The sequence below is a fragment of the Curtobacterium sp. 320 genome, from assembly GCF_031455235.1.
In the GTDB taxonomy this organism is placed as follows: Bacteria; Actinomycetota; Actinomycetes; order Actinomycetales; family Microbacteriaceae; genus Curtobacterium.
Genome location: NZ_JAVDSI010000008.1, coordinates 139283 through 161542 on the forward strand (window position 1 = coordinate 139283; position 22260 = coordinate 161542).

Genomic DNA, 22260 nt, shown 5'->3' on the forward strand with positions numbered 1-22260 from the left:
GGGCCGATCAACACGGCCCCGCGGGGTCAGGGAGTGAGCACCGCACTTGTCCGGAATCAAAACGACCGGCCAGAAACGACTCGTCCTCGTCTCAGGGCGAGCACACCCGGCGCTCTCGGCCGAGATCGCCGAGGAACTCGGCGTGGACCTCGTCCCGACCGATGCACGGACCTTCGCGAACGGGGAGCTCTACGCCCGCTTCGACGAGTCGGTCCGCGGCTGTGACGCGTTCGTCATCCAGTCCCACACCGCGCCGATCAACGAGTGGCTCATGGAGCAGCTCATCATGGTCGACGCCCTGAAGCGCGCGTCGGCGAAGCGCATCACCGTCGTCGCGCCGTTCTACCCGTACGCGCGGCAGGACAAGAAGGGCCGTGGTCGCGAGCCGATCTCGGCGCGACTCGTCGCCGACCTGTTCAAGGCCGCTGGTGCGCACCGCATCATGAGCGTCGACCTGCACGCCGCACAGATCCAGGGCTTCTTCGACGGCCCGGTCGACCACCTGTTCGCCATGCCGGTCCTGCTCGAGCGCTTCCAGCAGACCCTCGACCCGTCGACGCTGACGGTCGTCTCGCCGGACATGGGCCGCGTGCGCGTCGCCGACATCTGGTCGGAGAAGCTCGGCGCGCCGCTCGCCATCATCCACAAGCGGCGCGACCCGCTCGTGCCGAACCAGGTGTCCGTGCACGAGATCGTCGGTGACGTCTCGGGTCGCGTGTGCCTGCTCGTCGACGACCTGATCGACACCGGCCGCACCATCGCCAAGGCAGCAGAGGCGCTCAAGGCCGCCGGTGCCACCGGCGTGGTCGTCGCGGCGACGCACGCGGTGTTCTCCGACCCCGCGACGGAGCTGCTCCAGAGCGAGTTCATCGACCGGGTCGTCGTCACCGACACCCTGCCGCTGCCGGAGGACAAGCGCTGGGACCGCCTCGAGGTCCTGCCGATCGCACCGCTCATCGCCCGCGCCATCCACGAGGTCTTCGACGACGGGTCGGTCACCTCGATGTTCGACGGCGCCGCTTGACCGCACCCGTGCGCGACGCGCTCGCGGCCCGGCTCCGGGCCGCGGGCAGCGTCTTCGCCGAGGACGAGGCGGATCTCCTGCTCGAAGCCGGCGACGGTGACGCGGTTCGTTTGCGGGCGCTCGTGCAGCGGCGGCTCGGCGGCGAACCGCTCGAGTACGTGCTCGGCTGGGCGGCGTTCGACGGGCACCGCCTCCGCGTGACACCGGGCGTCTTCGTGCCCCGGGCCCGCACCACCGTCGTCGTGGAGCAGGCCGCACGCCGGTTGCACCGCTACGACCGTGTCGTGGACCTCTGCTGCGGTGCCGGGGCGATCTCGGTCGCCCTGCTCGGTCGCGTCGGTGCCCTCGACCTCGTCGCGGCGGACATCGATCCGGCGGCGGTCGACGTCGCTGCGGAGAACATCGGCGACCGCGGCATCGTCGTCGCCGGGGACCTCTTCGCGCCGTTGCCCGACCGGTTCCGCGGGCTCGTCGACGTCATCGCCGTGAACGCGCCCTACGTGCCGACGGGGTCCATCCCGATGATGCCGTCGGAGGCTCGCGACCACGAGCACCGTGTCGCGCTCGACGGCGGGGCGGACGGGCTCGACCTGCACCGGCGGATCGCGTCGGGGGCGGGGGAGTGGCTCCGACCTGGCGGTGCGGTCGTCATCGAGGTGTCGGCTGCGCAGGCACCGACGTCGGCGGCCGTCTTCGAGGCTGCGGGCCTCGCGGTGGCCGTCGAGTCCGACGACGAGGTCGACGGGACCTGTGTCGTGGCGACGCGTCCCGCATGAGACGATCCGCGTCGTCGAGGTGGCCCGCGTCGTCGAGGCGACCCGCGTCGTCGAGGCGGGTCGCGCCTCCTGTCCGTGACGGTGGACGGCCCGCACCGTCTCAGGCCGCGCGGACCTCGACCGTGTGCCATCCCGACGCCCCGTTCGGAGCCGGGGGCCGCTCGACGCTCGTCTGCACCTCGCCGTCGGCGCTCACCGCGCGGACCTGGATGCGGTGCGACCCCTTCGTCGGCGTCCACCGGTAGACCCACTGCCGCCACGTGTCGGCCGAGACGGAGTCCGCGAGGGTCGCCTCTTCCCACGCGCCGTCCCCGACCCGGACCTGCACGCCCTTCACCCCGGTGTGCGGCTGCCACGCGACCCCGGCGATCGCCACCGTCGAACCGGCGTCGACCGTCGCGCCCGCGCGCGGGGTGTCGATGCGCGACTCCAGCTTGACCGGACCGCGTTCCGACCAGCCGCGCGGCGTCCAGTAGCCCTGGGCGTCGGCGAACCGCGTGACCTCGAGCTCGGTGACCCACTTCGTCGCGGACACGTAGCCGAAGAGCCCGGGGACCACCATGCGCACCGGGAACCCGTGCTCCGGCGGCAGCGGCTCGCCGTTCATCCCCACGGCGAGCAGCGCGGCCGTCCCGTCGTCCTGCAGGACGTCGAGGGGCGTGCCCGCCGTGAACCCGTCGATGCTGCGGGACAGCACCATGTCGGCGCTCGCGTGGGGCACGGCACGCTCGAGCAGCTTCCGGATCGGGTAGCCGAGCCAGAGCGCGGTGCCGATGAGGTCCCCGCCCACCTCGTTCGAGACGCAGCTCAGCGTCGCGTGGTGTTCCTCGAGCGGGAGGGCGAGCAGGTCGTCCCACGTGAGCTCGACCTCGTGGTCGACGGCTCCGTGGATGCGGAGCTTCCAGTCGGCGGTGTCGACCGACGGCACCCGCAGCGCGGTGTCGATCCGGTAGAAGTCGCTGTTCGGGGTGACGTAGGGCGTGATGCCCTCGACGTCGAGCGAGGCCCCGGCCGGGACCGCGGGGGCGGTGGTCGCCGGCGCCGGCAGCCGGACGGCCCGGCGTGCGGCAGCGGTCGCCTGCGCCGCGGCGGTGCCCAGACGGGAGGCGCCGCCCACCACGACCGCGACGGCCCCCGCCGTCACACCCCAGACCAGGAAGGCGCGACGTTCCGCAGAGGCGGGTCGCGGTGCGCCGGAGGGCACGGCGGCTGCCGACTCCCACCGGCGGAGCTTGGCGGTGAGCAGCCGGAGCACGACGACGGCCGCGGCGACCCCGAGCACGGACGGAGCCCCGTCCAGCGTGCCGCTGCCGGACCGGGTGGTGACGGCCAGGAGCGAGAGGACACCGCCGACGGCGAAGACCAGGGCCCCGAACGGCGGGCGGGCGCGTTCGAGGATGCCCGCCCCGGCGCTGACCACGGCGACGATGACCGCCATGAGCACGAACAGCGCGACCTTGTCGCCGGTACCGAAGAGCGTGACCATGAGGTCCTTCGCGCCCGGGGGTGCGAGGTCGATGACCGCCGAACCGACCGCGACGAGGGGGCTGCCGGCACCACCGAGGACGAGGGCACCGAGTTCCGCGGCGGCGAAGAACGCGAGCGCGGCGACGATGCCCGTCGCGGCCGCGAGCAGGCGGGGGCGCGAGACCGCCACGGGGGCGGGCGCGAGGTCAGTGGTCACGGGCCGAGCGTAGGTCGACCGTGCCGCGTGTGTGCTGACAGTCGTGCATGCGGTGGACAGAGTCGGCGGTGTCCGCGCCCGTGGACGACCCGTACCCCGCACGAGCGGGTCCGCCGGTTCGTCGGGCGTTCACCGGTGCCGGCCAGCCGGTCGCGGGTGGAGCATGCGAGGATCGAGGGGTGCTGAGGCGTCCCGACCGTGTCCCGCGCTTCGGTCGCGCCCGGCGACGGGACCGCCACCCGATGTCGCAGGCACGACGCCTCCTGGTGCTGCGCTGGATCATCGTCGGCGTGTGGGCGGCCCTGCTCACGGCACGCATCATCGTGGTGTCCACCACGCCCGACGCCGACCTGACCTTCTTCGGCATCGCCGAGGTCGCCGTGATCGGTGTCGGCCTCCTCGTGATCGCCGGTGCCGTGCTGCGGGGCTGGTCGCTCCGACGGCGGCACGAGGACGAAGCCCTGGCCCTCGCGATCCGCCGGATCGACCCGACGGTGTGGCTCGTCCCGGCGGCCCCGACCCCGGAGCTCCGGGCATCGGTGGAGTCCGTCCGGCCGGACGTCGCGCTCGGGCACCGGGTGACGTGGGCCTTCGGTGCGACCGAGGCCTCGCTGTGGGAACTCGAGGAACGTCGTGCGACCCGGCTGCTCGTGATCCGGTGGAGCCGGATGGTGCACGTCGGCCTCGAGGACGTGCACGGCGACGGCCGATCGTGGGCGATCGCCATGCACTACGTCCGGCCCGACGACACGACAGCGGTGGCGACGTTCTTCGTCCGTGCGGCGCCGGGCTCGCGGCGGATGCTGGGCCGGGGCCCACGGATGGAGCGGCTCGTGGCCGACCTCGCGCGCGAACGCATCGTCGCGTAGCGCGTAGCGCGTGGCGGGGAACACGGAGGGCCCCGCCGATCGGCGAGGCCCTCTCGTGGTGCGGTCGTCGCCGCTGCCTAGTGGGTCGACGGTTCCTGTTCGACCTCACGCCGGTCGTCGTCAGACCAGAGCGTGTGGAAGGTGCCGTCCTTGTCGATGCGCTGGTAGGTGTGCGCGCCGAAGAAGTCCCGCTGCCCCTGGATGAGCGCGGCGGGCAGGCGGTCGGAGGCGAGCGAGTCGAAGTACGACAGCGCGGACGAGAACCCCGGCGCCGGGATGCCGGACGCGGCGGCGATGCCGACGATGCGACGCCACGCGGCCTCGCCTTCCTGCACGGCGTTCGCGAAGTACGGGTCCACCAGCAGCGACTCGAGCGAGGGGTTCTTGTCGTACGCCTCGACGATGCGGTTGAGGAACTGCGCGCGGATGATGCAGCCGCCGCGCCAGATCTTGGCGATGTTGCCGAGGTTGATGTCCCAGCCGTACTCCTTGGCCCCGGCGATGATGAGGTCGAAGCCCTGCGCGTAGGCGACGACCTTCGACGCGTAGAGCGCCGCGCGGACGTCGTCCTCGAACCCGTCCGGGACCTCGGCGATGGCGGGACGGTCCGGGAAGGCCTTCTGCACCGCAGCGCGCTGGACCGGCTTGGACGAGACCGCGCGGGCGAACACCGCTTCGCCGATGCCGGAGACGGGGATTCCGAGGCCGACCGCGTTCTGCACGGTCCACACGCCGGTGCCCTTCGACCCGGCCTCGTCGCGGATGACGTCGACGAGGGCCTTGCCCGTGTCGGCGTCCTGCTGCTTGAGGACCTCGACGGTGATCTCGATCAGGTAGGACTCGAGGTCGCCGCCGTTCCACTCGTCGAACACCTTCACCAGGTCCTCGACGGAGAGCCCGCCGACGCGGCGGAGCAGGTCGTACGACTCGGCGATGAGCTGCATGTCGGCGTACTCGATGCCGTTGTGCACCATCTTCACGAAGTGGCCGGCACCGTCGGTGCCGATGTGGGTCACGCACGGCTCGCCCTCGGCGACGGCGGCGATCGACTTGAGGATCGGGCCGAGGGTCTCCCAGGCCTCCTTCGAACCGCCGGGCATGATCGACGGCCCCTTCAGGGCACCCTCTTCACCGCCGGAGATACCGGTGCCGACGAAGTTGAGACCCTTGTCGCGCAGGTCGTGCTCGCGGCGGATGGTGTCGTGGAAGTTGGCGTTGCCGCCGTCGACGATGATGTCGCCTTCCTCGAACCGTTCCGCGAGCTGCTCGATGACCGCGTCGGTGCCCTTGCCCGCCTGCACCATGATGATGGCCGTGCGCGGCTTGGACAGCGAGGCCACGAAGTCGTCGATCGACTCGGACGCGATGAAGCCGGCGTCCGCGTGCTCGTTCAGCAGTTCCTCGGTGCGGGCGTACGTGCGGTTGTAGACCGCGACGGTGTTGCCCTCCCGCGAGGCGAGGTTCCGAGCGAGGTTCGAACCCATCACCGCCAGACCGACCACGCCGATGTTCGCCTGTCCGTTGTTCTCTGCCACGAGGTCTCCTTCGTCCTGACGTTCGGCACCAACCTACGGTCCGCAGCCTGGGACCGCCCGGGTGTTACGGCAACTGGGGACGACTGTTCACCGGTCCAATACGGTGGAGGGATGACCGAGCGCGCTGTCCTCCCGCCCCTGCTCGTGATGGGGGTCTCCGGTTCCGGCAAGTCGACGATCGGGCAGGCCCTCGCCGACGCCCTCGCCGCCGAGGGGCAGCCCACGGTCTTCGTGGACGCGGACGACCTGCACCCCGCCGCGAACAAGGAGAAGATGCGGCAGGGGATCCCGCTCACGGACGATGACCGCTGGCCGTGGCTGGACGCCTGCGCCGCGCGGATCGCCGAGGTCGAGGACTCCGGCCACCGCTGCGTGATGGCGAACTCGGCGCTCAAGCGTGTCTACCGCGACCGGCTCCGCGCCTCGGCGCCGACCCTCGTGATCGCCTTCCTCGACGGCTCGCACGACCTGATCGCCGACCGCCAGGCGCACCGTCATCACGAGTACATGCCGAGCTCCTTGCTCGACTCGCAGTTCGCGACGCTCGAGCGACCGCAGCCGGACGAGGCCGCCGTCACCGTGTCGATCGAGGGCTCGGTCGACGAGACGGTGACGGCGATCCTCTCCGCGCTCTCGGTCACTTCCGGCTGAGCTCGGACAGCCGCGACCGGTACTCCTCGGCGTCGATGTCGCCGCGGGCGAACCGGTCGGCGAGCACCGCGCGGGCGTCCGACCGCGCCCGCCAGTTGCCGCGTCGGAGCACGCCGAACACGAGGAACACGACGAGGAACGCGACGAAGAAGAACGCGGGGAAGACGGGGAACTGGAACCCGCCGCCGTTCCAGTAGGGCCCGGTGGCGGCGATGGTGGTGAGCATGGTGACCTCCTGTGGTCGGTTCGGCGTCGCTGTCACGACCGTCCAAGACTCGGCCCGGGAGGCGCGGCGCGCGTCCGTCCCGCAGCCCCACTTCCGCCTGCTCCCGCAGGCGTAGTGCACGTCCTCCTCCACACCCGACTACTCCCGCGGGAGTAGTCCACAGGTCGTGCGCACGCCCGATGCCGCGGGCGGGAGCCGACCCTAGGCTCGAGCCATGGACACCGCCCCGACCCTCGCCGACCCGGCGAGCGACGGCACCCGCTGGGTCGGGCGCCGTCGCTTCGCCCGGGTCGGTCGGGTCCTGCCGGTGGCGTTCCTGCAGATCGTCGGGACGCTGCTCGCATCGCGCGTGCTGGTCGGACCCGGTGTCGGGACGGGCTCGGCCGGCCCACCCTGGGCACGGCACGCGTTCACCGGTGCGGTCGACCCGATGCACCTGGGCCCGCTCGCGATCGGGTTCCTCGTGGCCGGCGTCGTGGTGCTCCCGTGGCGCTGGCGGTGGCCACGGTCGGTGCTGCTCCTGACCCTCGCGACCACGATCGGCTACGCCCTCGTCGTGAGTCCGCGCGGGCCGTTCGTCGCCGCGCTGACGATGGCGCTCGCCAACGCCTGGCTCCGCGGACACCGCTGGTGGGTCGTCGCCTCGGCGGCGCTCGCCGTCGTCGTGCTGCCGACCGCCGATGCCGTCCTCGGCCGCTCGTCCGTGCTCGACCTCAGCGCCGTGCTGCTCTGCATCGCCTGGGTCACCGTGACCATCGCCGTGTCCGAACTCGTCCGGGTCCGGCTCGAACGGGTCGCGGAACGCCGTCGTCAGCGCGCCGAGGCCGACCGGCGTCGGGCCGCCGACGAACGGGTGCGGATCGCCCGCGAGCTCCACGACTCGGTCGCCCACAGCATGTCCCTCATCAACCTCCAGGCCGGGGTCGCACTCCACCTCGGCGCCGACCTCCCGGACCAGACGCGGGACTCCCTCGCGAACATCCGCGACTCCAGCCGCGAGGCCCTCGTCGAACTCCGCACGATCCTCGGCGTGCTCCGCTCCGTCGACGGAACGCCCGACGGAACACCCGACGCAGCGCCCGACCGCGAGGGGGCGGAGCGCGCCCCGACCGCCGGCCTCGACCGCGTCGCCGACCTGGTGGAACGAGCGCGTGCCGCGGGCGTCGACGTCACCCTGGCCGTCGACGGCGACCGATCGGCGGTGCACGGCATCACGGACCGGAACGCGTTCCGCATCGTGCAAGAGTCGGTGACGAACGTCATGAAGCACGCCCCCGGACACCGGGCCGACGTGTCGATCTCGATCGGCCAGGACGTCGTGGACCTCGTCGTCGCCGACCGGCCGTCCCAGCCGCAGGTGGCCGACGTCGGCTCGACCGAGCCGCTCGCCCCGACCGGCAACGGGATCATCGGGATGCGCGAACGTGCGAACGCCGTCGACGGCACTCTGTCCGCCGGACCGACGACCGACGGCGGCTGGCGGGTGGCAGCGCGCCTCCCGGTGGTCGGCACCGACCCCGAGGACGCCCGATGACCACGGACAGCATCGCCCCGGACCCGATCCGCGTGCTCCTCGTCGACGACCAGGTGCTCGTCCGCGCCGGACTCCGCGCACTCGTCGACGCCGAACCCGGCATGACCGTCGTCGGCGAGGCGGGCGACGGCGACGCCGCGGTGGACGTCGCACGGCGGGAACGCCCCGACGTCGTCCTCATGGACATCCGGATGCCGGGCACCGACGGACTCGTGGCGACGCAACGGATCTCGGCCGAGCCCGAACTCGGGGGCGTGCACGTGGTCATCCTCACCACCTTCGAGGAAGACGACTACGTGTTCGAGGCGATCCGCGGTGGCGCTGCCGGATTCCTCGTGAAGGACACCGAACCGGCCGAGCTGCTCCGGGCGATCCGGACCGTCGTCGCGGGGGAGTCCCTGCTCTCGCCCCGGGCGACCCGTTCCCTGGTCGAGGCGTACGCCACCCACGCGAAGCCGTCGTCCCTCGCGCCGGAGCTGGGCGTCCTGACCGACCGCGAGCGTCAGGTCATGCAGCTCGTGGCCGTCGGCATGACGAACGCCGAGATCGCCCAGCACCTCTTCGTCAGCCCGATGACCACGAAGACCCACGTCTCCCGGGCGATGATCAAGCTCGGCGCCCGCGACCGCGCCCAGCTCGTCGTCTTCGCCTACGAGACCGGCCTCGTGACCCCGGGCTGGCGCCCGTGATCAGCCTCCTCGCTGCAGGTATCACGAGTGATACCATCAACCGCATGGCCATGACGCTCCGACTCGACGACGACGAAGCGAGCGCGCTGCGGAAGCGCGCCGATCTCGAAGAGCGCTCGATGCAGGAGATCGCCCGGGCCGCGATCCGTGAGTACATCGAGCACCACAGCCGGAGCGACCTGATCGACAGCATCCTCGACCGCGAACTCCCGCGGTACGCCGAGGCGCTGGAACGGCTCGGTCGGTGATCCACCTCACCACCGACGAAGCGCTGCACATCGCTCGTCGGACGCTCGGCGACGGATTCCTCCTCCGCGATGTCGGGTTGCTCGAAGCCGCCGTCGCGCGGCCGGCGACATCGGTCGGCGGTGCTGATGCCTACCCGACCATCGTCGAGAAGGCCGCGGCGCTCGTGCACTCGGCGGTGCGGAACCACGCCCTCGTCGACGGCAACAAGCGCGTCGGGCTCATGCTCCTCGTCGTCTTCCTCAGCGTGAACGGACGGCGGCTGACCGCGACGAACGACCAGGCGTACGAGTTCATCGTCGCCATCGCGGAGGGGCGCCTCGACGCAGTGCCCGAGATCGCCCGAGCGCTCTCCGAGCTCGTCGAGTCCGCCGACTGACCGGACCCGTGGCAACGGACGGCAACGACTGCCGGACCGCCGCACCCCGAGTTGCATGGACCCCATGTCCTTCACCGGATTCGGCGTCGTCGCCGGAGCAGCACTGACCGAGGCCGTCCGTCGCGCGGGCGCCGACCACGTGGAGCCGACGATCGCCGGCAACCTGGCGATCCGGCCGAACGGCCACGACGGCGGCCACGGCCACGGCGGCGGCTGGGTGCTCGACGACGGCTACACCGGCGACCGTTTCCCGTCCTTCGCGATCCTCGTCCCCGGTGACCTCCCGCTGCTGACCGCCGACCCCGACGCGGTCCGGGACTACTTCGAGGCCGTCCTCCCGATCGTCCACTCCGTCGCCGACCCGGGCGCGAAGATCGTGTTCGGCTCGGGGACCGCACGCACGGCACCCGACGGCATGCCCGAGACCGAGGCCCACCGCCGCTTCGCCGAGGTGCTCCGCACAGCCCGGGACACCGCCGCGGCGAACGACCTCCGCATCGTGCTCGAGCCGCTGAGCCGTTCGGAGACGAACGTCCTGCACTCCGTCGCCGAGACCGTCCGGTTCCTGGACGACGCGGCCGTCAACGGGGTGGATGTCGTCGCCGACCTGTTCCACATCCGGAACGAGGGGGAGTCGCTCGACGTCCTCCGGGAGCACGGCGCCCGCATCGGCCACGTGCACGTCAGCGATCGCGACCGTCGCCCGCTCGGTGCCGAGGGCGGCGACGACGTCTGGCGTGACTTCCTCGCGGCCGTGCACGACGGCGGCTACCGCGGCTCGGTCTCGCTGGAGTGCAACTGGTCCCCGACTCCGGACGCGGCCGAGGCCGAGATCCGGCGGTCCCTCGACCTCCTCCGAGGATCGGGTGCCGAACTCATGTGACACAGATCCGCACGGTGCGAGGTTCCGTGCTGCGTGCGACGCCGCGAGCGTCCCACCGAGCACGGAACCTCGCACACAGCGGCCCGGCCCGGAGCCGCCGCCTCAGAGCTTGAACGTCGCCCTCGGGATGTCCGACACGATCCGACGCGCCGTCCGCACCGCGTCCTCCTCGGACAGCTCGTGCGTGACCACGAGCGACGCCAGGTAGGCCGCGTCCGCTCGGCGAGCCATGTCGTGCCGCGCCGGGATCGAGCAGTACGCCCGGGTGTCGTCGATGAACCCCGAGGTCTTCGTGAACGACGCCGAGTCGGTGATGGCCGCCCGGTACCGGCCGATCGCCGCGGGGGTGTCGATGAACCACCAGGGAGCGCCGGCGTACACGGCGGGGTAGAAGCCGGCGAGCGGGCCGATCTCGCGGGAGAACACGGTCTCGTCGACGGTGAAGAGCACGAGGTGGAACCCCGGCGCGGTCCCGAACGACTCGAGCAGCGGCCGCAGCGGTTCGGTGAAGGACCCGACCGCGGGCAGGTCGTGCCCGGTGTCCGGCCCGAAGCGCTCGAGCGTGGGGGCGTGGTGGTTCCGCAGCACACCGGGGTGGAGCTGCATGACGAGACCGTCCTCGACGCTCATCTCGGCCCACCGGTAGAGCATGTCGTGGCGGTACGCGACGGCCTCCGACGCGGTCACAGCGGACGGACCCTGCATCGCGGCCGCGTGGATCCGCGAGCGCTCCGAGGCCGACAGCGGCGTCGACCCGGCGTCGAGGACCCCGGTGTCCGTGGCGGTGGCACCGTGCTGGATGAAGTACTGGCGACGTGCGCGCAGAGCCGCCAACAGCCCGTCGTGGCTTCCCGTGTCGATGCCGGCGGCCTCACCGATCGACGCGACCACGTGCCTCCAGTCCGACCCCGACGGGTCGAACACGGCGTCCGCGCGGAACGTGGGGACCACCCGGCCGGTGAAGGTGGGGTCGGCGGCGAGCCGCGCGTGCGCGGCGAGGTCGGCGGTGGGCGCGTCCGTGGTCGCGAGGACCTCGATGCCGAAGGCGTCGAACAGGGCGCGCGGACGGAACGCGGGCGTGGTGAGGAGCTCGGCGATGTGGTCGTACTGGGCGTCCGCGTTCGCGGCCGACGGCTGCTCCGTCAGTCCGAAGACGTCGTGCAGCTCCGTCTCGAACCAGTAGCGGACGGGGGTGCCGAGGAAGTCGTCCCAGTGCTCGGCCAGGTTCCGCCAGATGGATCGTCCTGGAGGCACGGTGCCGGTTCCCGACAGGTCGACACGACCCAGCGCCTCCAGTCCGACACCGTTCGCGTGCAGGAGCCGCAGGACGTAGTGGTCCGGCGTGATGAGCAGCGACGCGGGGTCCTCGAACGGTTGGTCGTCCGCGATGAGGGCGGCGTCGACGTGCCCGTGGGGGGAGATGATCGGCGCGTCCTTGACGGCGTCGTAGACCGTGCGGGCGACCGCTCGCGCTCCCGGGTCGGCTGCGAAGAGCCGGTCCGGGTGCGGGGCGAGCGGCGTGGCGGTGGTGGTCTGGGTCATCGTCGACTCCTTCATGACGCGTGGGGGACGGGTGCGGGACCGGTGGACTCGCGGACGGTGAGGTGGGTCGGCAGCGCGACCGCGCTGCTCATGTGCTCGCCGGGCAGTTCGTCGGCGGGGATCGCGCCGAGCCGGCCGAGGAGCATCCGGATCGCGACCCGGCCGGCCCGCTCGATCGGCGAGGTCATCGTGGTGAGCGGCGGGTTGCAGAAGTCGGCGCCGAAGATGTCGTCGCAGCCGACGATGCTCATGTCCTCGGGGACGCGGACGCCCCGCTCCCGGAGTCGGGCGAGCATGCCGATCGCGATCAGGTCGTTGAACGCGATGCAGGCGGTGGCACCGGCGTGCACCGCGGCGTCGGCGGCCGCTGCTCCGGAATCGACGAACGGCGCGTGCGGCCCGACGCGGCCGACCCGCACACCGAGGCGCTTGGCGACGCGGACGAGGGCCTTCCACCGGCGTTCGTTCGACCACGAGCTGTCCGGGCCGGCGACGTAGAGGATGTCCCGGTGGCCGAGGGACACCAGGTGCTGCACGGCCTGCTCGACCCCGCCGGGGGTGTCGATCAGCACGGAGGGGACCCCGGCGGGCCGGCGGTTCACCACGACGAGCGGGGTGCGTTCGGCGAACCGGGCGATCTGCGCGTCGGACAGTCGCGACGCGGTGAGCACGGCCCCGTCGGCCTTCCCGGCGATCGCGCTGAGGGCGGCCATCTCGGCGTCGGCGGACTCCTCGGTGTCGACGAGGAGCTGCGTCCACCCGGCACCGGCGAGCTGGTGCTGCGTCCCGCGGATGACGTCGAAGTAGAAGGGGTTCGTGATGTCGGACACGAGCACGGCGACCGCGCGGGTCCGGCCGGACGTGAGCGCCCGGGCCTGCGAGTTCGGGACGTAGCCGAGTTCCCGGGCGGCCTGCTGGATGCGCTGTTGCGTCGCCTGGTTCACACGGTCGGGCAGGGAGAGCGCCCGGGACACCGTGGACGGCGCCACACCGGTGGCGTCGGCGATGTCGCGGATGGTCACCCGCCGAGCGGTGTCGGTGTCGGTCACGCTTCCTCCGTCGTCCGGCCTGCGCCTCGGTGCGCCGGTGCGGTCTGCCGGTGCCTCGGTGCGCCGGTGCAGCGAACGTAAACCGGTCTGGCAACAAGTGGCAACCGATTGCCGCATGTTGCCAACCGCGCGACAGTGGGTCGACCGGGCAGTGCCGCCCGGAGGAGGTCTCGAGGAGGAAACCCCCGTGAAGACGCGAAGACTTCATGCCCGCACCGTGATCGGTGCCGCGGCCGTGGTCGCCCTCGCTGCGCTGTCCCTCCAGGGATGCGCCGTGGTGAACGGCAGCGGCGACGACCCGAACACCCTCCGCGTCATGATGGGCGCGGACACCACCTACCCCAAGGAACGCAAGCAGTGGCAGCAGGACGTCGCCGCTGAGTTCAAGCGCACCACCGGTGCGAACGTCCAGTGGGAGACGTACTCGTCCGCCCAGGAGGAGCTCACCGCCATCCAGACCAGCGTCATCTCGGGGCAGGGTCCGGATGTGTACGCGATCGGCAGCACGTTCACGCCGACCGCGTACGCCACCGGCGCCTTCGTCGAGATGGGCTCGAAGGAGTGGAAGGCCGTCGGGGGCAAGGACCAGTTCGACCCCGCGTCCTTCGGGATCTCCGGACCGAGCACCTCGAAGCAGATCGGCATCCCGTTCGCCAGCCGACCGTTCGTGATGGCGGTGAACAAGGACCTGCTCGCCGACGCGGGGATCACGGAGATGCCCACGACCTGGGACCAGCTGACCGAGGACGCGAAGGCCACCACCACGGGCGGCCGGCACGGCCTGGCGATCGCCTACGCCGACGGCTTCGACCCGTGGAAGTTCGTCTGGGGCATGGCGCAGAACGCCGGCAACACGATCGTCTCGAAGGACGGCAAGGCGGAGATCGACTCGAATGCCGTCGAGAACGCCTACCGCACCTACTTCGACTGGGTCACCAAGGACGGCGTCGTCGACAAGGCCGCGATCGGGTGGAACAACGCCCAGGCCCTCGCGCAGTTCACCGAGGGCAAGGCGGCGTTCTTCCCGATGACGACCACCACCGCGATCAACTCGTTCAAGAACACCCCCGTCGACGGCAAGTACGAGTTCGCACTCCTGCCGACGGTGCCCCCGGGAGCCACGTCGCGTCCATCCGGCGGCATCGAGGCGGCGAGCATCCTCTCCGGCGACAACTGGGTCGTGGCCGACTACGGCAAGAAGCAGGACCTGTCGTTCGACTTCATCAAGCAGCTCAGCACGCCGAAGGCGCAGCTCGAGTACTACAAGCTCTTCGGCAACCTGCCGACGAACTCCGACGCCGCGGCCGAACTCGCGGCGGCGAACCCCCAGCTCAAGCCGATCATCGACGCCGGCAAGCTCTCGAAGCCGACCGCCTTCACCGGTGCCTGGTCGGACATCCAACTCTCCCTCGTGGACGTCGTCGTGCAGTCCATCCCGTCGCTCAAGAGCGGCGAGGTCACCGACGACCAGCTCCGGAAGCGTCTGCAGGACGCCCAGAAGGACGCCCAGTCCACGCTCGACCGGCAGAAGAACGGAGGCCTGTGATGACGCAGGTCCAGACCCCCGCGCCGCGCGCGACCGAGTCGCGTGACCGCGAGGTCCGTCCGCACGGCACGACCCCGCTGTACAAGCGGGAGCGTCCCCTCTGGATGCTCCTGCCCGGCGGCGTCCTCATGCTCGCCGTCATCGTGGTGCCGCTCCTCGTGGGCTTCTACATCGCGATGCTCGACCTCGACCAGTACACGCTCCGCCAGTGGTTCAGCGCCCCGTTCGTCGGGTTCGCGAACTTCGCCGAGGCGTTCACCGACTCGCCCCTGCTCCACTCGATCTGGATCTCGGTGTCCATCTCGGTGCTCGTCACCGCGGTCACCGTCCCGATCGGCGTCGCCGCGGCGATCTCGACGCAGAACCGGTTCCCCGGTCGCGGCCTCGTCCGGTCGATCTACCTCATCCCGTACGTGCTCCCCGCGTTCGTCGTCGGCACGTTCTTCCGGACGATGCTCCAGCCGCAGGGCGTCGTGAACTCGATCCTGCACACCGACGTGCTCTGGCTGAACGGCTCCGCGTCGTACTGGGCGCTCGCCGGCGTGATGATCTGGACGAGCTGGCCGTTCGTCTACCTGCTCTCCCTCGCCGGACTGCAGGCGGTCGACAACGAGGTGCACGAGGCCGCCGCACTCGACGGGGTGACCTGGTGGGCGAAGCTCCGCTACATCATCTTCCCGTACCTGCGCGGACCCCTGAGCCTCGCGGTGATCATCGCGATCCTGCACAACATCAACAACTTCACCCTCCCGTTCGTGCTGTTCGGCATCCCGCTGCCGTCGAGCGTCGAGGTGATGCCCGTCCTCACGTACATCGCGAGCTTCCAGTCGTTCCGCTTCGGCCTGTCCGCGGCGATGGCGATCTGCTCCCTCGTGATCGTCGCGATCCCGCTGTTCGTCTACCTGCGGGCCGTGAAGCTCGACACCGGTGACGACGCGGGCCCCGACCGCAAGCAGCGTCGTGCCGACCGGCGCACCCTCGCGGCAGCGACCCCGGCCGCTGCCGCCGACATCGACGGAGCCCGAGCATGAGCGCCTTCACCACCTCCACGCGGACCCGCCCCACGGCGACGCTGACCGAGAGCATCACCGCCGGCGACCGCGGCCGTCGGCACAAGCGCCCGTACGACACCGACGTCACCCGGCTCCTGCCGCGCTGGCTGCTCATCCTCGTGATCGCGGTGATCATCGCGTTCATCGCCGTCCCCGTGCTCTACATCCTGTTCGGGTCGGTCAACTCCGACGTCGCGGTCGCCCGGGGCGAGTACTTCCCCTCGGAGTTCACGCTCGCGAACTACGTGGACATCTGGTCGACGGTCGCACTCGGCGAGGGGCTCGTGAACTCGATGCTCACCGCCGGTGCCGTCGCCGTCGCGAGTGCGGCGCTCGCCGTCTCCACCGCGTACGTGCTGGTCCGGTTCCGCTTCCTCGGACGCCTGACGTTCCTCCGCGGCCTGCTCGCGCTGCAGTCGATCCCCGGCACGCTCCTGCTCCTGCCCGTGTTCGTGGTGTTCTCGAACATCGCGAGCGCCACCGGCGTGCAGATCATCGGCACCCGCTGGGGACTGTTCGTCACCTACCTGACGTTCGCCCTACCGTTCTCGACGTGGGTGATGGTCACGTACCTGCGCGGCCTGCCGAAGGAACTCGAGGAGGCCGCCCGCATCGACGGCGCGTCCAGCACCAAGATCCTCACGAAGATCGTCCTGCCGCTCTCGTGGCCCGGCATCGTCGTGTCGGCGATCTTCGCCTTCCTGCTCGGCTGGAACGACGTCCTGTTCTCGACGATCATGACGACCCCCAACACCCGCACGGTGGCGGTCGTCCTGCAGGTCCTCGGCACCACGCAGGAGGGCGGCGCCGTCCCGATCTACGGCCAGATGATGGCCGCCTCGATCGTCTGCGCGGTTCCGGTCGTGGCGCTCTACCTGATCTTCCAGCGCTACCTGGTCGGCGGTCTCACCGCCGGCTCCGTCAAGTAGCGCTGTGCAGTCTGCCGACTTGTCCACAGACTGCCTGGAGGCGCGGTGCCAGCCCGCCCCGCGCCTCCAGGCTGGTCGCATGAAGGGAATGCAATGACCCAGCCCAGTTGGGAACTCTCCGGTTTCGGCGACGAGATCGACGCCGATCCGGCGATCCAGGTCGCGGTGCTGCAGGCGCTCGGCGCCAGCGCCATCGAGGTCCGCAGCGCGTGGGGGGTGAACGTCGTCGACCTCGACGAGGACCAGCTCGCCGGCCTGCACCGTCTGTTCGAGGACCGCGGGCAGACCGTGTCCGCCATCGCCTCGCCGATCGGCAAGGTGTCGGTCGACGAACCCGTCGAGCACGAGGTCGGACGCCTCGGCCGCGCGATCGTCGCCGCGCACGCCCTCGGCACCACGAACATCCGGATCTTCTCGTTCTACTTCGAGGGCCGGCAGCCCGAAGCCGTCCGCGACGACGTCCTCGTCCGGATGCGCGCCCTGGCCGACCTCGCCGAGCGCGAGGGCGTCACGCTGCTGCACGAGAACGAGAAGGACATCTACGGCGACGTCCCCTCACGCGTGCTCGACATCGTCGAGAGCGTCGGCTCGCCCGCGCTCCGACTCGCCTGGGACAACGCGAACTACGTCCAGTGCGGCGTCAAGCCGTTCACCGACGGATGGGCACAGCTCGCGCCGTACGTCGACTACCTGCAGGTCAAGGACGCCCTCGCCGCCGACTCGTCGGTGGTCCCCGCGGGTGAGGGCGACGGCGAACTGCTGCAGACCCTCACCGCGCTGCGCGACGCCGGGTACTCCGGCTACGCCTCGCTCGAGCCGCACCTCAGCGACTTCACCCACCTCGGCGGATTCTCCGGCCCCGCGGCGTTCGGCCGCGCCGGTCGTGCCCTCCGGAAGCTCACCGACCAGATCGGAGTCACCCTGCGATGACCGAACCCACCCCGCTCAAGCTCGCCGTCGTCGGCGCCGGCGTCATCGGACGCCACCACGCCAAGGTCGCCGTCCACCACCCGGACCTGCAGGTCGTCGCCCTCGTCGACGCGATCCCCGCAGCGGCCACGAGCGCCGCCGACGAGATCGAGGCGATGGGCGTCACCCGCCCCATCACGACGTCCACCATCGAGGAAGCGATCGCGCAGACCGACATCGACGTCGTCGCGATCTGCTCGCCGTCCGGCATGCACGTCCAGCTGGCCGAAGCCGCCCTCGCCGCCGGCAAGCACGTCGTCATCGAGAAGCCCCTCGACACCACGATGCCCCGCGCACGGCAGATCGCCGCACTCGCCGCCTCCGCACGAGCGCGCGGACTGGTGACGAGCGTCATCAGCCAGCACCGATTCGACCCGGCCTCCGCCGCCGTTGCAGCAGCCGCCCACGACGGCGGGTTCGGCACCGTGACCTCCGGCCTCGCGAGCGTCGCCTGGTACCGCTCGCAGGGCTACTACGACTCCGGCGACTGGCGCGGCACCTGGGCGCTCGACGGCGGCGGCGCGGTGATGAACCAGGGCGTGCACACCGTCGACCTGCTCGTCTGGGCGCTCGGCCGTCCGGTCGAGATCTCGGCGCAGACCGGCCTGCTCGCGCACGACCGGATCGAGGTCGAGGACACTGCGGTCGCCACCGTCCGGTTCGCCGGGGGAGCGCTCGGCGTCATCCACTGCACGACCGCCGCGTACCCGGGCCTCTCCGCCCGCTACGCCGTCTACGGCACGCACGGGTCCGCGATCGTCGACGACGACCGCCTGGCGTACTTCCACATCGCCCCCGACGCGGCGACGCTCGAGTCCGCGTCCACCACCGCGAACGCCACGGCCGTCGCCGGCGCGGTCGACCAGAAGGACGAGGTCGTCCCGCCGGAGCACGTCGTCGGCGGTCCGGCCGAACCCGACCACTTCGCCGCCGGTCACGCGCGGCAGTACACCGACATCGTCGCGGCGATCCGCGACGGCCGCGAACCCGGCGTCACGGTCGACGCGGCCCTCGTGTCCCTCGCCACCGTCCGCGGCCTCTACATCAGCGCGACACTCGGCAAGCCCGTCCGGATCGACGACGTGATCGAGGGCGCGTACGACGACGTCGTCCCCGTCGTCGGCGCACACGCAGCAGAAGGAGCCACCCGATGAAGTTCTCCGTGTTCACCGCCTCCACCCCCGACTGGACCCCGTCACAGGCCGCGCAGACACTCGCCGAGCAGGGCTGGGACGGCATCGAATGGCGCATCGTCGACGACCGTCCGGCCTCCGGCGAGACGGTGCCCGCCGGGCGCTCGTTCTGGGCCGGCAACAACTCCACGTGGCAGTTCACCGGCATCGAGGACCAGGTCGGCGAGATCGCCCGCACCACCGACGCCGCCGGGCTGGAGTACTCCGGCATCGGCGGGTACCAGCAGGCGTCGAACCGTGACGGCGTCGACACCATGCTCCGCGTCACGAGCGAGCTCGGCGCCCGCCAGGTCCGCGTCTCGATGCCGATGTACCGGCAGGAGAAGGAGCGCACCGGCGAGACCTACACGCAGATCTTCGACCGCACCCGGGCGGACCTCGAGTGGGCCGTCTCCCGTGCGACGGAGCTGGGCGTGAAGGCGCTCGTCGAGCTGCACCACATGACGATCACGCCCTCGGCGTCGGCGGCGCTCCGGCTCGTCGACGGCCTCGACCCGGAGCACGTCGGCGTCATCCACGACCTCGGCAACCTCGTGATCGAGGGGTACGAGGACCACCTCGCCGCGTTCGAGCTCCTCGGCCCGTACCTCGCCCACGCGCACGTGAAGAACGCCCGCTGGGTCGACACCGGCGACACCCGGGCCGACGGCAGCACGATCTGGCAGAACGAGTGGGCACCGCTGCGCACCGGCCAGGCGTCCGTCTCCGAGTACCTCGACGCGCTCCGCCAGGTCGGCTACGACGGCTGGGTCACGATCGAGGACTTCTCCACCGACCTCCCGCTCGAGGCCCGCACCGCCGACAACCTGGCGTACCTGCGGTCCCTCGTCCCGGTGTCGGCATGACCGATCGCCGACCCGGCATCGTGCACCTCGGGGTGGGTGCGTTCGCGCGCGCCCACCCCGCCTGGTACACGGCGCACGCCGACGGCGAGCCCTGGGGCATCACCGCCTTCACCGGACGCTCGCCGGACACGGCCGACGCGCTGCAGGTCCAGGGGTGCCGGTACACGCTCGTCACCCGGGCCGCCTCGGGCGACGACGCCGAGGTGGTCGACACGATCGTGGCCGCCCACCCGGGCAGCGACTCCTCGACCTGGAGGCACGTGGTCGCGTCCCCGGAGACCACGATCGTCACGCTGACGGTCACCGAGCAGGGCTACCGGTCCGGTTCCGACGTCCCGGCCCGCCTGGTCGAGGGGCTCGAAGCCCGCCGCGCCGCGGGGTCGGGGCGCATCGCGCTCGTCAGCCTCGACAACCTGACCCACAACGGCGACGTGCTCCGTGACGCGGTGACGTCCGCCGTGTCCGACCCGGCGCTGCAGGACTGGGTCGACGCGAACGTCTCGTTCCCCTCGTCGATGGTCGACCGGATCACCCCGGCCACGACCGACGACGACGTGGCGGCGCTGGCGGAGCTCCCCGGTGCGCTCGACGGCGACCGGGTGCCCGTGGTCACCGAACCGTTCGCGGAGTGGGTGCTCGAGGACGGCTTCGCGGGGATCGACCGTCCGGCGTGGGAGACCGCCGGCGTCCGCATCGTCGACGACGTCACCCCGTACGAGCAGCGGAAGCTGTGGCTCCTGAACGGGTCCCACTCACTGCTGGCGTACCTCGGTCTGCAGCTCGGCCACGACACGGTCGCCTCCGCGATGGGCGACCCCGTCTGCCGGGCGGCCGTCGAGCAGCTCTGGGACGAAGCGGCGCTCGAGCTCCCGCTGCCCGCGGCCGAGGTCGCCGCGGCGCGCGACGCCCTGGTCGACCGGTTCGCGAACCCCCGGATCCGGCACACCCTCCGGCAGATCGCCGCCGGCGGCTCCGAGAAGCTCCCCGTCCGCGTGGTCGACGTGCTCCGGCGCCGGCTGGACCGCGACCCGTCCGCGGGCATCGGTCCCGGTGCCGCGACCGCCATCGCGGCGTGGTGGCTGCACCTGACCGAGCAGCCCGACCTGGTGAGCGACGACGGAGCCCCCGGGGCAGACTCGGACGTGCACGACGTGCTGCGCGTCATCGCCACCGACCTCGACACCACCCCCGTCGTCGCGGCGATCACCGCCGCGGCCGACCGCATCCGTGCCGCGCGGGACACCGCGGAGCGCACGAGAACCGACGAAGGAGTCCACGCATGACCGACACCACGACGAACCCCGCGACCCCGGTGCCGGGTGCGACCGACGCCGGCGCGGCGACCGATCCGACCGCCGGACGTCCGGACACGTGGGCGTCGGCCGACCGTGGGCAGCTGATCGACCGCGCCGAGGTCATCGTCACGAGCCCGAACCGCAACTTCGTGACGCTGAAGCTCACCACCGCCGACGGCGTCACCGGGCTGGGCGACGCCACCCTGAACGGTCGTGAGCTCGCCGTCGCCACCTACCTGTCCGAGCACGTCGTGCCGCTGCTGGTCGGCCGCGACGCGAGCCGGATCGAGGACGCCTGGCAGTTCCTCTACCGCTCGTCGTACTGGCGGCGGGGTCCGGTCACCATGGCCGCGATCGCCGCGGTGGACATGGCGCTCTGGGACATCAAGGGCAAGGTCGCGGGAATGCCCGTGTACCAGCTGCTCGGCGGCGCCTCCCGGACCGGGCTGATGGCGTACGGCCACGCCTCGGGCAAGGAGCTGCCGGAGCTGTTCGACTCCATCCGTGAGCACCAGTCCGAGGGCTACCGTTCGATCCGCGTGCAGACGGGCGTCCCCGGCCTCGAGTCGATCTACGGCATCGCGTCGAACAAGACGACGACGGGGAACGAGGGCGTCCGCTACGACTTCGAGCCCGCGCAGCGCGGTGCGTTCCCCGCGATGGAGGACTGGGACACCCGGGCGTACTTGCGCCACGTGCCCACCGTGTTCGAGGCCGTCCGGAACGAGTTCGGCCCCGAACTGCCCCTGCTGCACGACGGCCACCACCGGATGACCCCGCTGCAGGCGGCGAAGCTCGGCAAGTCGCTCGAGCCGTACGACCTGTTCTGGCTCGAGGACTGCACCCCGGCCGAGAACCAGGAGGCCCTGAAGCTCGTCCGGCAGCACACCACGACGCCGCTCGCGATCGGCGAGGTCTTCAACACGATCTGGGACTTCAAGGACATCATCCGCGACCAGCTCATCGACTACGTCCGCGGTGCCGTGACCCACATGGGCGGCATCTCCCCGCTCAAGAAGACGATGGACTACGCCGCGATGTACCAGATCAAGTCCGGGTTCCACGGGCCGACCGACATCTCGCCGGTGGGCCTCGCGGCGCAGATGCACCTCGGGCTGGCGATCCACAACTTCGGCATCCAGGAGTACATGCAGCACGGCCCGAAGACGAACCAGGTGTTCCGGCAGACCTTCACCTTCACCGACGGGTACCTGCACCCCGGCGACGAGCCGGGCCTCGGGGTCTCGCTCGACGTCGACGAGGCGGGCAAGTACCCCTACGAGCAGGCGTACCTGCCCTTCAACCGCCTCGCCGACGGCACCGTCCACGACTGGTAGCGGGCAA

At 71.3% G+C, this 22260-nt stretch carries 22 protein-coding genes; 17 read left to right on the forward strand and 5 right to left on the reverse strand.

The window, feature by feature from the left end; translation table 11 throughout:
* Nucleotides 1-46: 46 nt before the first annotated feature.
* Together J2X60_RS12455 and J2X60_RS12460 are read left to right on the forward strand one after the other, a co-directional pair.
* Nucleotides 47-1024: a ribose-phosphate diphosphokinase gene (locus J2X60_RS12455; RefSeq protein WP_022907051.1), complete on the forward strand. Its 978-nt coding sequence runs from the start codon at nucleotides 47-49 to the stop codon at nucleotides 1022-1024.
* On the forward strand, nucleotides 1021-1800 hold the full coding sequence (locus J2X60_RS12460) for a putative protein N(5)-glutamine methyltransferase (protein ID WP_217637356.1): 780 nt from the start codon (nucleotides 1021-1023) through the stop codon (nucleotides 1798-1800). The genes J2X60_RS12455 and J2X60_RS12460 overlap by 4 nt, the downstream gene beginning before the upstream one ends.
* A gap of 100 nt (nucleotides 1801-1900) precedes the next feature.
* Here J2X60_RS12460 and J2X60_RS12465 read toward each other — a convergent pair whose 3' ends face one another.
* Nucleotides 1901-3484 carry a molybdopterin-dependent oxidoreductase gene (locus J2X60_RS12465; protein WP_309887864.1) on the reverse strand — a complete coding sequence of 528 codons (1584 nt, stop codon included), beginning with the start codon at nucleotides 3482-3484 and terminating at the stop codon, nucleotides 1901-1903.
* 179 nt (nucleotides 3485-3663) lie between these two features.
* On the opposite strand from J2X60_RS12465, the gene J2X60_RS12470 reads away from it, so the two are divergent.
* The gene (locus tag J2X60_RS12470) at nucleotides 3664-4353 is read left to right on the forward strand and encodes a hypothetical protein (RefSeq protein ID WP_071303141.1); all 690 of its coding nucleotides are present in this window, start codon (nucleotides 3664-3666) and stop codon (nucleotides 4351-4353) included.
* A gap of 77 nt (nucleotides 4354-4430) precedes the next feature.
* Here the strand turns inward: J2X60_RS12470 and gndA are convergent, their stop codons facing one another.
* Entirely contained in the window at nucleotides 4431-5888 is a 1458-nt protein-coding gene (gndA, locus tag J2X60_RS12475) for an NADP-dependent phosphogluconate dehydrogenase (protein WP_083414028.1), read from the reverse strand.
* 111 nt (nucleotides 5889-5999) lie between these two features.
* Here gndA and J2X60_RS12480 point away from each other — a divergent pair, with 111 nt between their 5' ends.
* The gene (locus tag J2X60_RS12480; protein ID WP_309887868.1) at nucleotides 6000-6539 is read left to right on the forward strand and encodes a gluconokinase; all 540 of its coding nucleotides are present in this window, start codon (nucleotides 6000-6002) and stop codon (nucleotides 6537-6539) included.
* On the opposite strand, the gene J2X60_RS12485 is transcribed toward J2X60_RS12480, so the two are convergent.
* Nucleotides 6526-6765 (reverse strand): hypothetical protein, encoded by a 240-nt coding sequence (locus tag J2X60_RS12485; RefSeq protein WP_309887870.1) that lies wholly within the window; start codon nucleotides 6763-6765, stop codon nucleotides 6526-6528. The genes J2X60_RS12480 and J2X60_RS12485 overlap by 14 nt on opposite strands.
* Nucleotides 6766-6979: 214 nt before the next feature.
* Here J2X60_RS12485 and J2X60_RS12490 point away from each other — a divergent pair, with 214 nt between their 5' ends.
* The 5 genes from J2X60_RS12490 to J2X60_RS12510 all read left to right on the forward strand — a co-directional run bounded on the left by J2X60_RS12490 (nucleotide 6980) and on the right by J2X60_RS12510 (nucleotide 10496).
* Nucleotides 6980-8299, forward strand: coding sequence for a histidine kinase (locus tag J2X60_RS12490; RefSeq protein WP_309887872.1), 1320 nt, complete (start codon nucleotides 6980-6982; stop codon nucleotides 8297-8299).
* Nucleotides 8296-8988, forward strand: a complete 693-nt coding sequence (locus J2X60_RS12495) for a response regulator transcription factor (RefSeq protein WP_309887874.1) — start codon at nucleotides 8296-8298, stop codon at nucleotides 8986-8988. Before J2X60_RS12490 ends, J2X60_RS12495 begins: the two co-directional genes overlap by 4 nt.
* Before the next feature lie 44 nt (nucleotides 8989-9032).
* Complete coding sequence (locus tag J2X60_RS12500) at nucleotides 9033-9236, forward strand: ribbon-helix-helix protein, CopG family (RefSeq protein ID WP_305739221.1); 204 nt, start codon at nucleotides 9033-9035, stop codon at nucleotides 9234-9236.
* The gene (locus J2X60_RS12505; RefSeq protein ID WP_309778827.1) at nucleotides 9233-9613 is read left to right on the forward strand and encodes a type II toxin-antitoxin system death-on-curing family toxin; all 381 of its coding nucleotides are present in this window, start codon (nucleotides 9233-9235) and stop codon (nucleotides 9611-9613) included. Before J2X60_RS12500 ends, J2X60_RS12505 begins: the two co-directional genes overlap by 4 nt.
* A 64-nt stretch (nucleotides 9614-9677) precedes the next feature.
* The gene (locus J2X60_RS12510; protein WP_309887875.1) at nucleotides 9678-10496 is read left to right on the forward strand and encodes a sugar phosphate isomerase/epimerase family protein; all 819 of its coding nucleotides are present in this window, start codon (nucleotides 9678-9680) and stop codon (nucleotides 10494-10496) included.
* Nucleotides 10497-10598: 102 nt separating this feature from the next.
* Here the strand turns inward: J2X60_RS12510 and uxaC are convergent, their stop codons facing one another.
* Both uxaC and J2X60_RS12520 read right to left on the reverse strand, forming a co-directional pair.
* Nucleotides 10599-12038, reverse strand: coding sequence for a glucuronate isomerase (gene uxaC, locus J2X60_RS12515; protein ID WP_309887877.1), 1440 nt, complete (start codon nucleotides 12036-12038; stop codon nucleotides 10599-10601).
* Between the two features lie 11 nt (nucleotides 12039-12049).
* Nucleotides 12050-13087, reverse strand: a complete 1038-nt coding sequence (locus J2X60_RS12520) for a LacI family DNA-binding transcriptional regulator (protein WP_309887879.1) — start codon at nucleotides 13085-13087, stop codon at nucleotides 12050-12052.
* 187 nt (nucleotides 13088-13274) lie between these two features.
* Here J2X60_RS12520 and J2X60_RS12525 point away from each other — a divergent pair, with 187 nt between their 5' ends.
* From J2X60_RS12525 to manD, 8 genes are all read left to right on the forward strand, one after another.
* A complete protein-coding gene (locus tag J2X60_RS12525) occupies nucleotides 13275-14633 on the forward strand; it encodes an extracellular solute-binding protein (RefSeq protein ID WP_309887881.1) in 1359 nt (452 codons plus the stop codon).
* Nucleotides 14633-15664 (forward strand): sugar ABC transporter permease, encoded by a 1032-nt coding sequence (locus J2X60_RS12530; protein WP_309778831.1) that lies wholly within the window; start codon nucleotides 14633-14635, stop codon nucleotides 15662-15664. The genes J2X60_RS12525 and J2X60_RS12530 overlap by 1 nt, the downstream gene beginning before the upstream one ends.
* Nucleotides 15661-16614 (forward strand): carbohydrate ABC transporter permease, encoded by a 954-nt coding sequence (locus J2X60_RS12535; protein ID WP_071303147.1) that lies wholly within the window; start codon nucleotides 15661-15663, stop codon nucleotides 16612-16614. Before J2X60_RS12530 ends, J2X60_RS12535 begins: the two co-directional genes overlap by 4 nt.
* 93 nt (nucleotides 16615-16707) lie before the next feature.
* The gene (locus J2X60_RS12540; protein ID WP_309887883.1) at nucleotides 16708-17544 is read left to right on the forward strand and encodes a sugar phosphate isomerase/epimerase family protein; all 837 of its coding nucleotides are present in this window, start codon (nucleotides 16708-16710) and stop codon (nucleotides 17542-17544) included.
* A complete protein-coding gene (locus tag J2X60_RS12545; RefSeq protein WP_309887885.1) occupies nucleotides 17541-18737 on the forward strand; it encodes a Gfo/Idh/MocA family oxidoreductase in 1197 nt (398 codons plus the stop codon). Before J2X60_RS12540 ends, J2X60_RS12545 begins: the two co-directional genes overlap by 4 nt.
* Entirely contained in the window at nucleotides 18734-19621 is an 888-nt protein-coding gene (locus tag J2X60_RS12550) for a sugar phosphate isomerase/epimerase family protein (RefSeq protein WP_309887887.1), read from the forward strand. Before J2X60_RS12545 ends, J2X60_RS12550 begins: the two co-directional genes overlap by 4 nt.
* Nucleotides 19618-20904 (forward strand): mannitol dehydrogenase family protein, encoded by a 1287-nt coding sequence (locus J2X60_RS12555; RefSeq protein WP_309887890.1) that lies wholly within the window; start codon nucleotides 19618-19620, stop codon nucleotides 20902-20904. The genes J2X60_RS12550 and J2X60_RS12555 overlap by 4 nt, the downstream gene beginning before the upstream one ends.
* Entirely contained in the window at nucleotides 20901-22253 is a 1353-nt protein-coding gene (gene manD, locus J2X60_RS12560) for a D-mannonate dehydratase ManD (protein WP_309887892.1), read from the forward strand. Before J2X60_RS12555 ends, manD begins: the two co-directional genes overlap by 4 nt.
* Nucleotides 22254-22260 lie beyond the last annotated feature (7 nt).

Coding starts and splice junctions, on each gene's coding strand:
- J2X60_RS12550 (WP_309887887.1), top strand. CDS start 18,734: ATGAAGTTCTCCGTGTTCACCGCCTCCACCCCCGACTGGACCCCGTCA.
- J2X60_RS12530 (WP_309778831.1), top strand. CDS start 14,633: ATGACGCAGGTCCAGACCCCCGCGCCGCGCGCGACCGAGTCGCGTGAC.
- J2X60_RS12545 (WP_309887885.1), top strand. CDS start 17,541: ATGACCGAACCCACCCCGCTCAAGCTCGCCGTCGTCGGCGCCGGCGTC.
- J2X60_RS12485 (WP_309887870.1), bottom strand. CDS start 6,765: ATGCTCACCACCATCGCCGCCACCGGGCCCTACTGGAACGGCGGCGGG.
- J2X60_RS12535 (WP_071303147.1), top strand. CDS start 15,661: ATGAGCGCCTTCACCACCTCCACGCGGACCCGCCCCACGGCGACGCTG.
- J2X60_RS12510 (WP_309887875.1), top strand. CDS start 9,678: ATGTCCTTCACCGGATTCGGCGTCGTCGCCGGAGCAGCACTGACCGAG.
- J2X60_RS12490 (WP_309887872.1), top strand. CDS start 6,980: ATGGACACCGCCCCGACCCTCGCCGACCCGGCGAGCGACGGCACCCGC.
- J2X60_RS12480 (WP_309887868.1), top strand. CDS start 6,000: ATGACCGAGCGCGCTGTCCTCCCGCCCCTGCTCGTGATGGGGGTCTCC.
- uxaC (WP_309887877.1), bottom strand. CDS start 12,038: ATGACCCAGACCACCACCGCCACGCCGCTCGCCCCGCACCCGGACCGG.
- J2X60_RS12495 (WP_309887874.1), top strand. CDS start 8,296: ATGACCACGGACAGCATCGCCCCGGACCCGATCCGCGTGCTCCTCGTC.
- J2X60_RS12500 (WP_305739221.1), top strand. CDS start 9,033: ATGGCCATGACGCTCCGACTCGACGACGACGAAGCGAGCGCGCTGCGG.
- J2X60_RS12555 (WP_309887890.1), top strand. CDS start 19,618: ATGACCGATCGCCGACCCGGCATCGTGCACCTCGGGGTGGGTGCGTTC.
- manD (WP_309887892.1), top strand. CDS start 20,901: ATGACCGACACCACGACGAACCCCGCGACCCCGGTGCCGGGTGCGACC.
- J2X60_RS12540 (WP_309887883.1), top strand. CDS start 16,708: ATGACCCAGCCCAGTTGGGAACTCTCCGGTTTCGGCGACGAGATCGAC.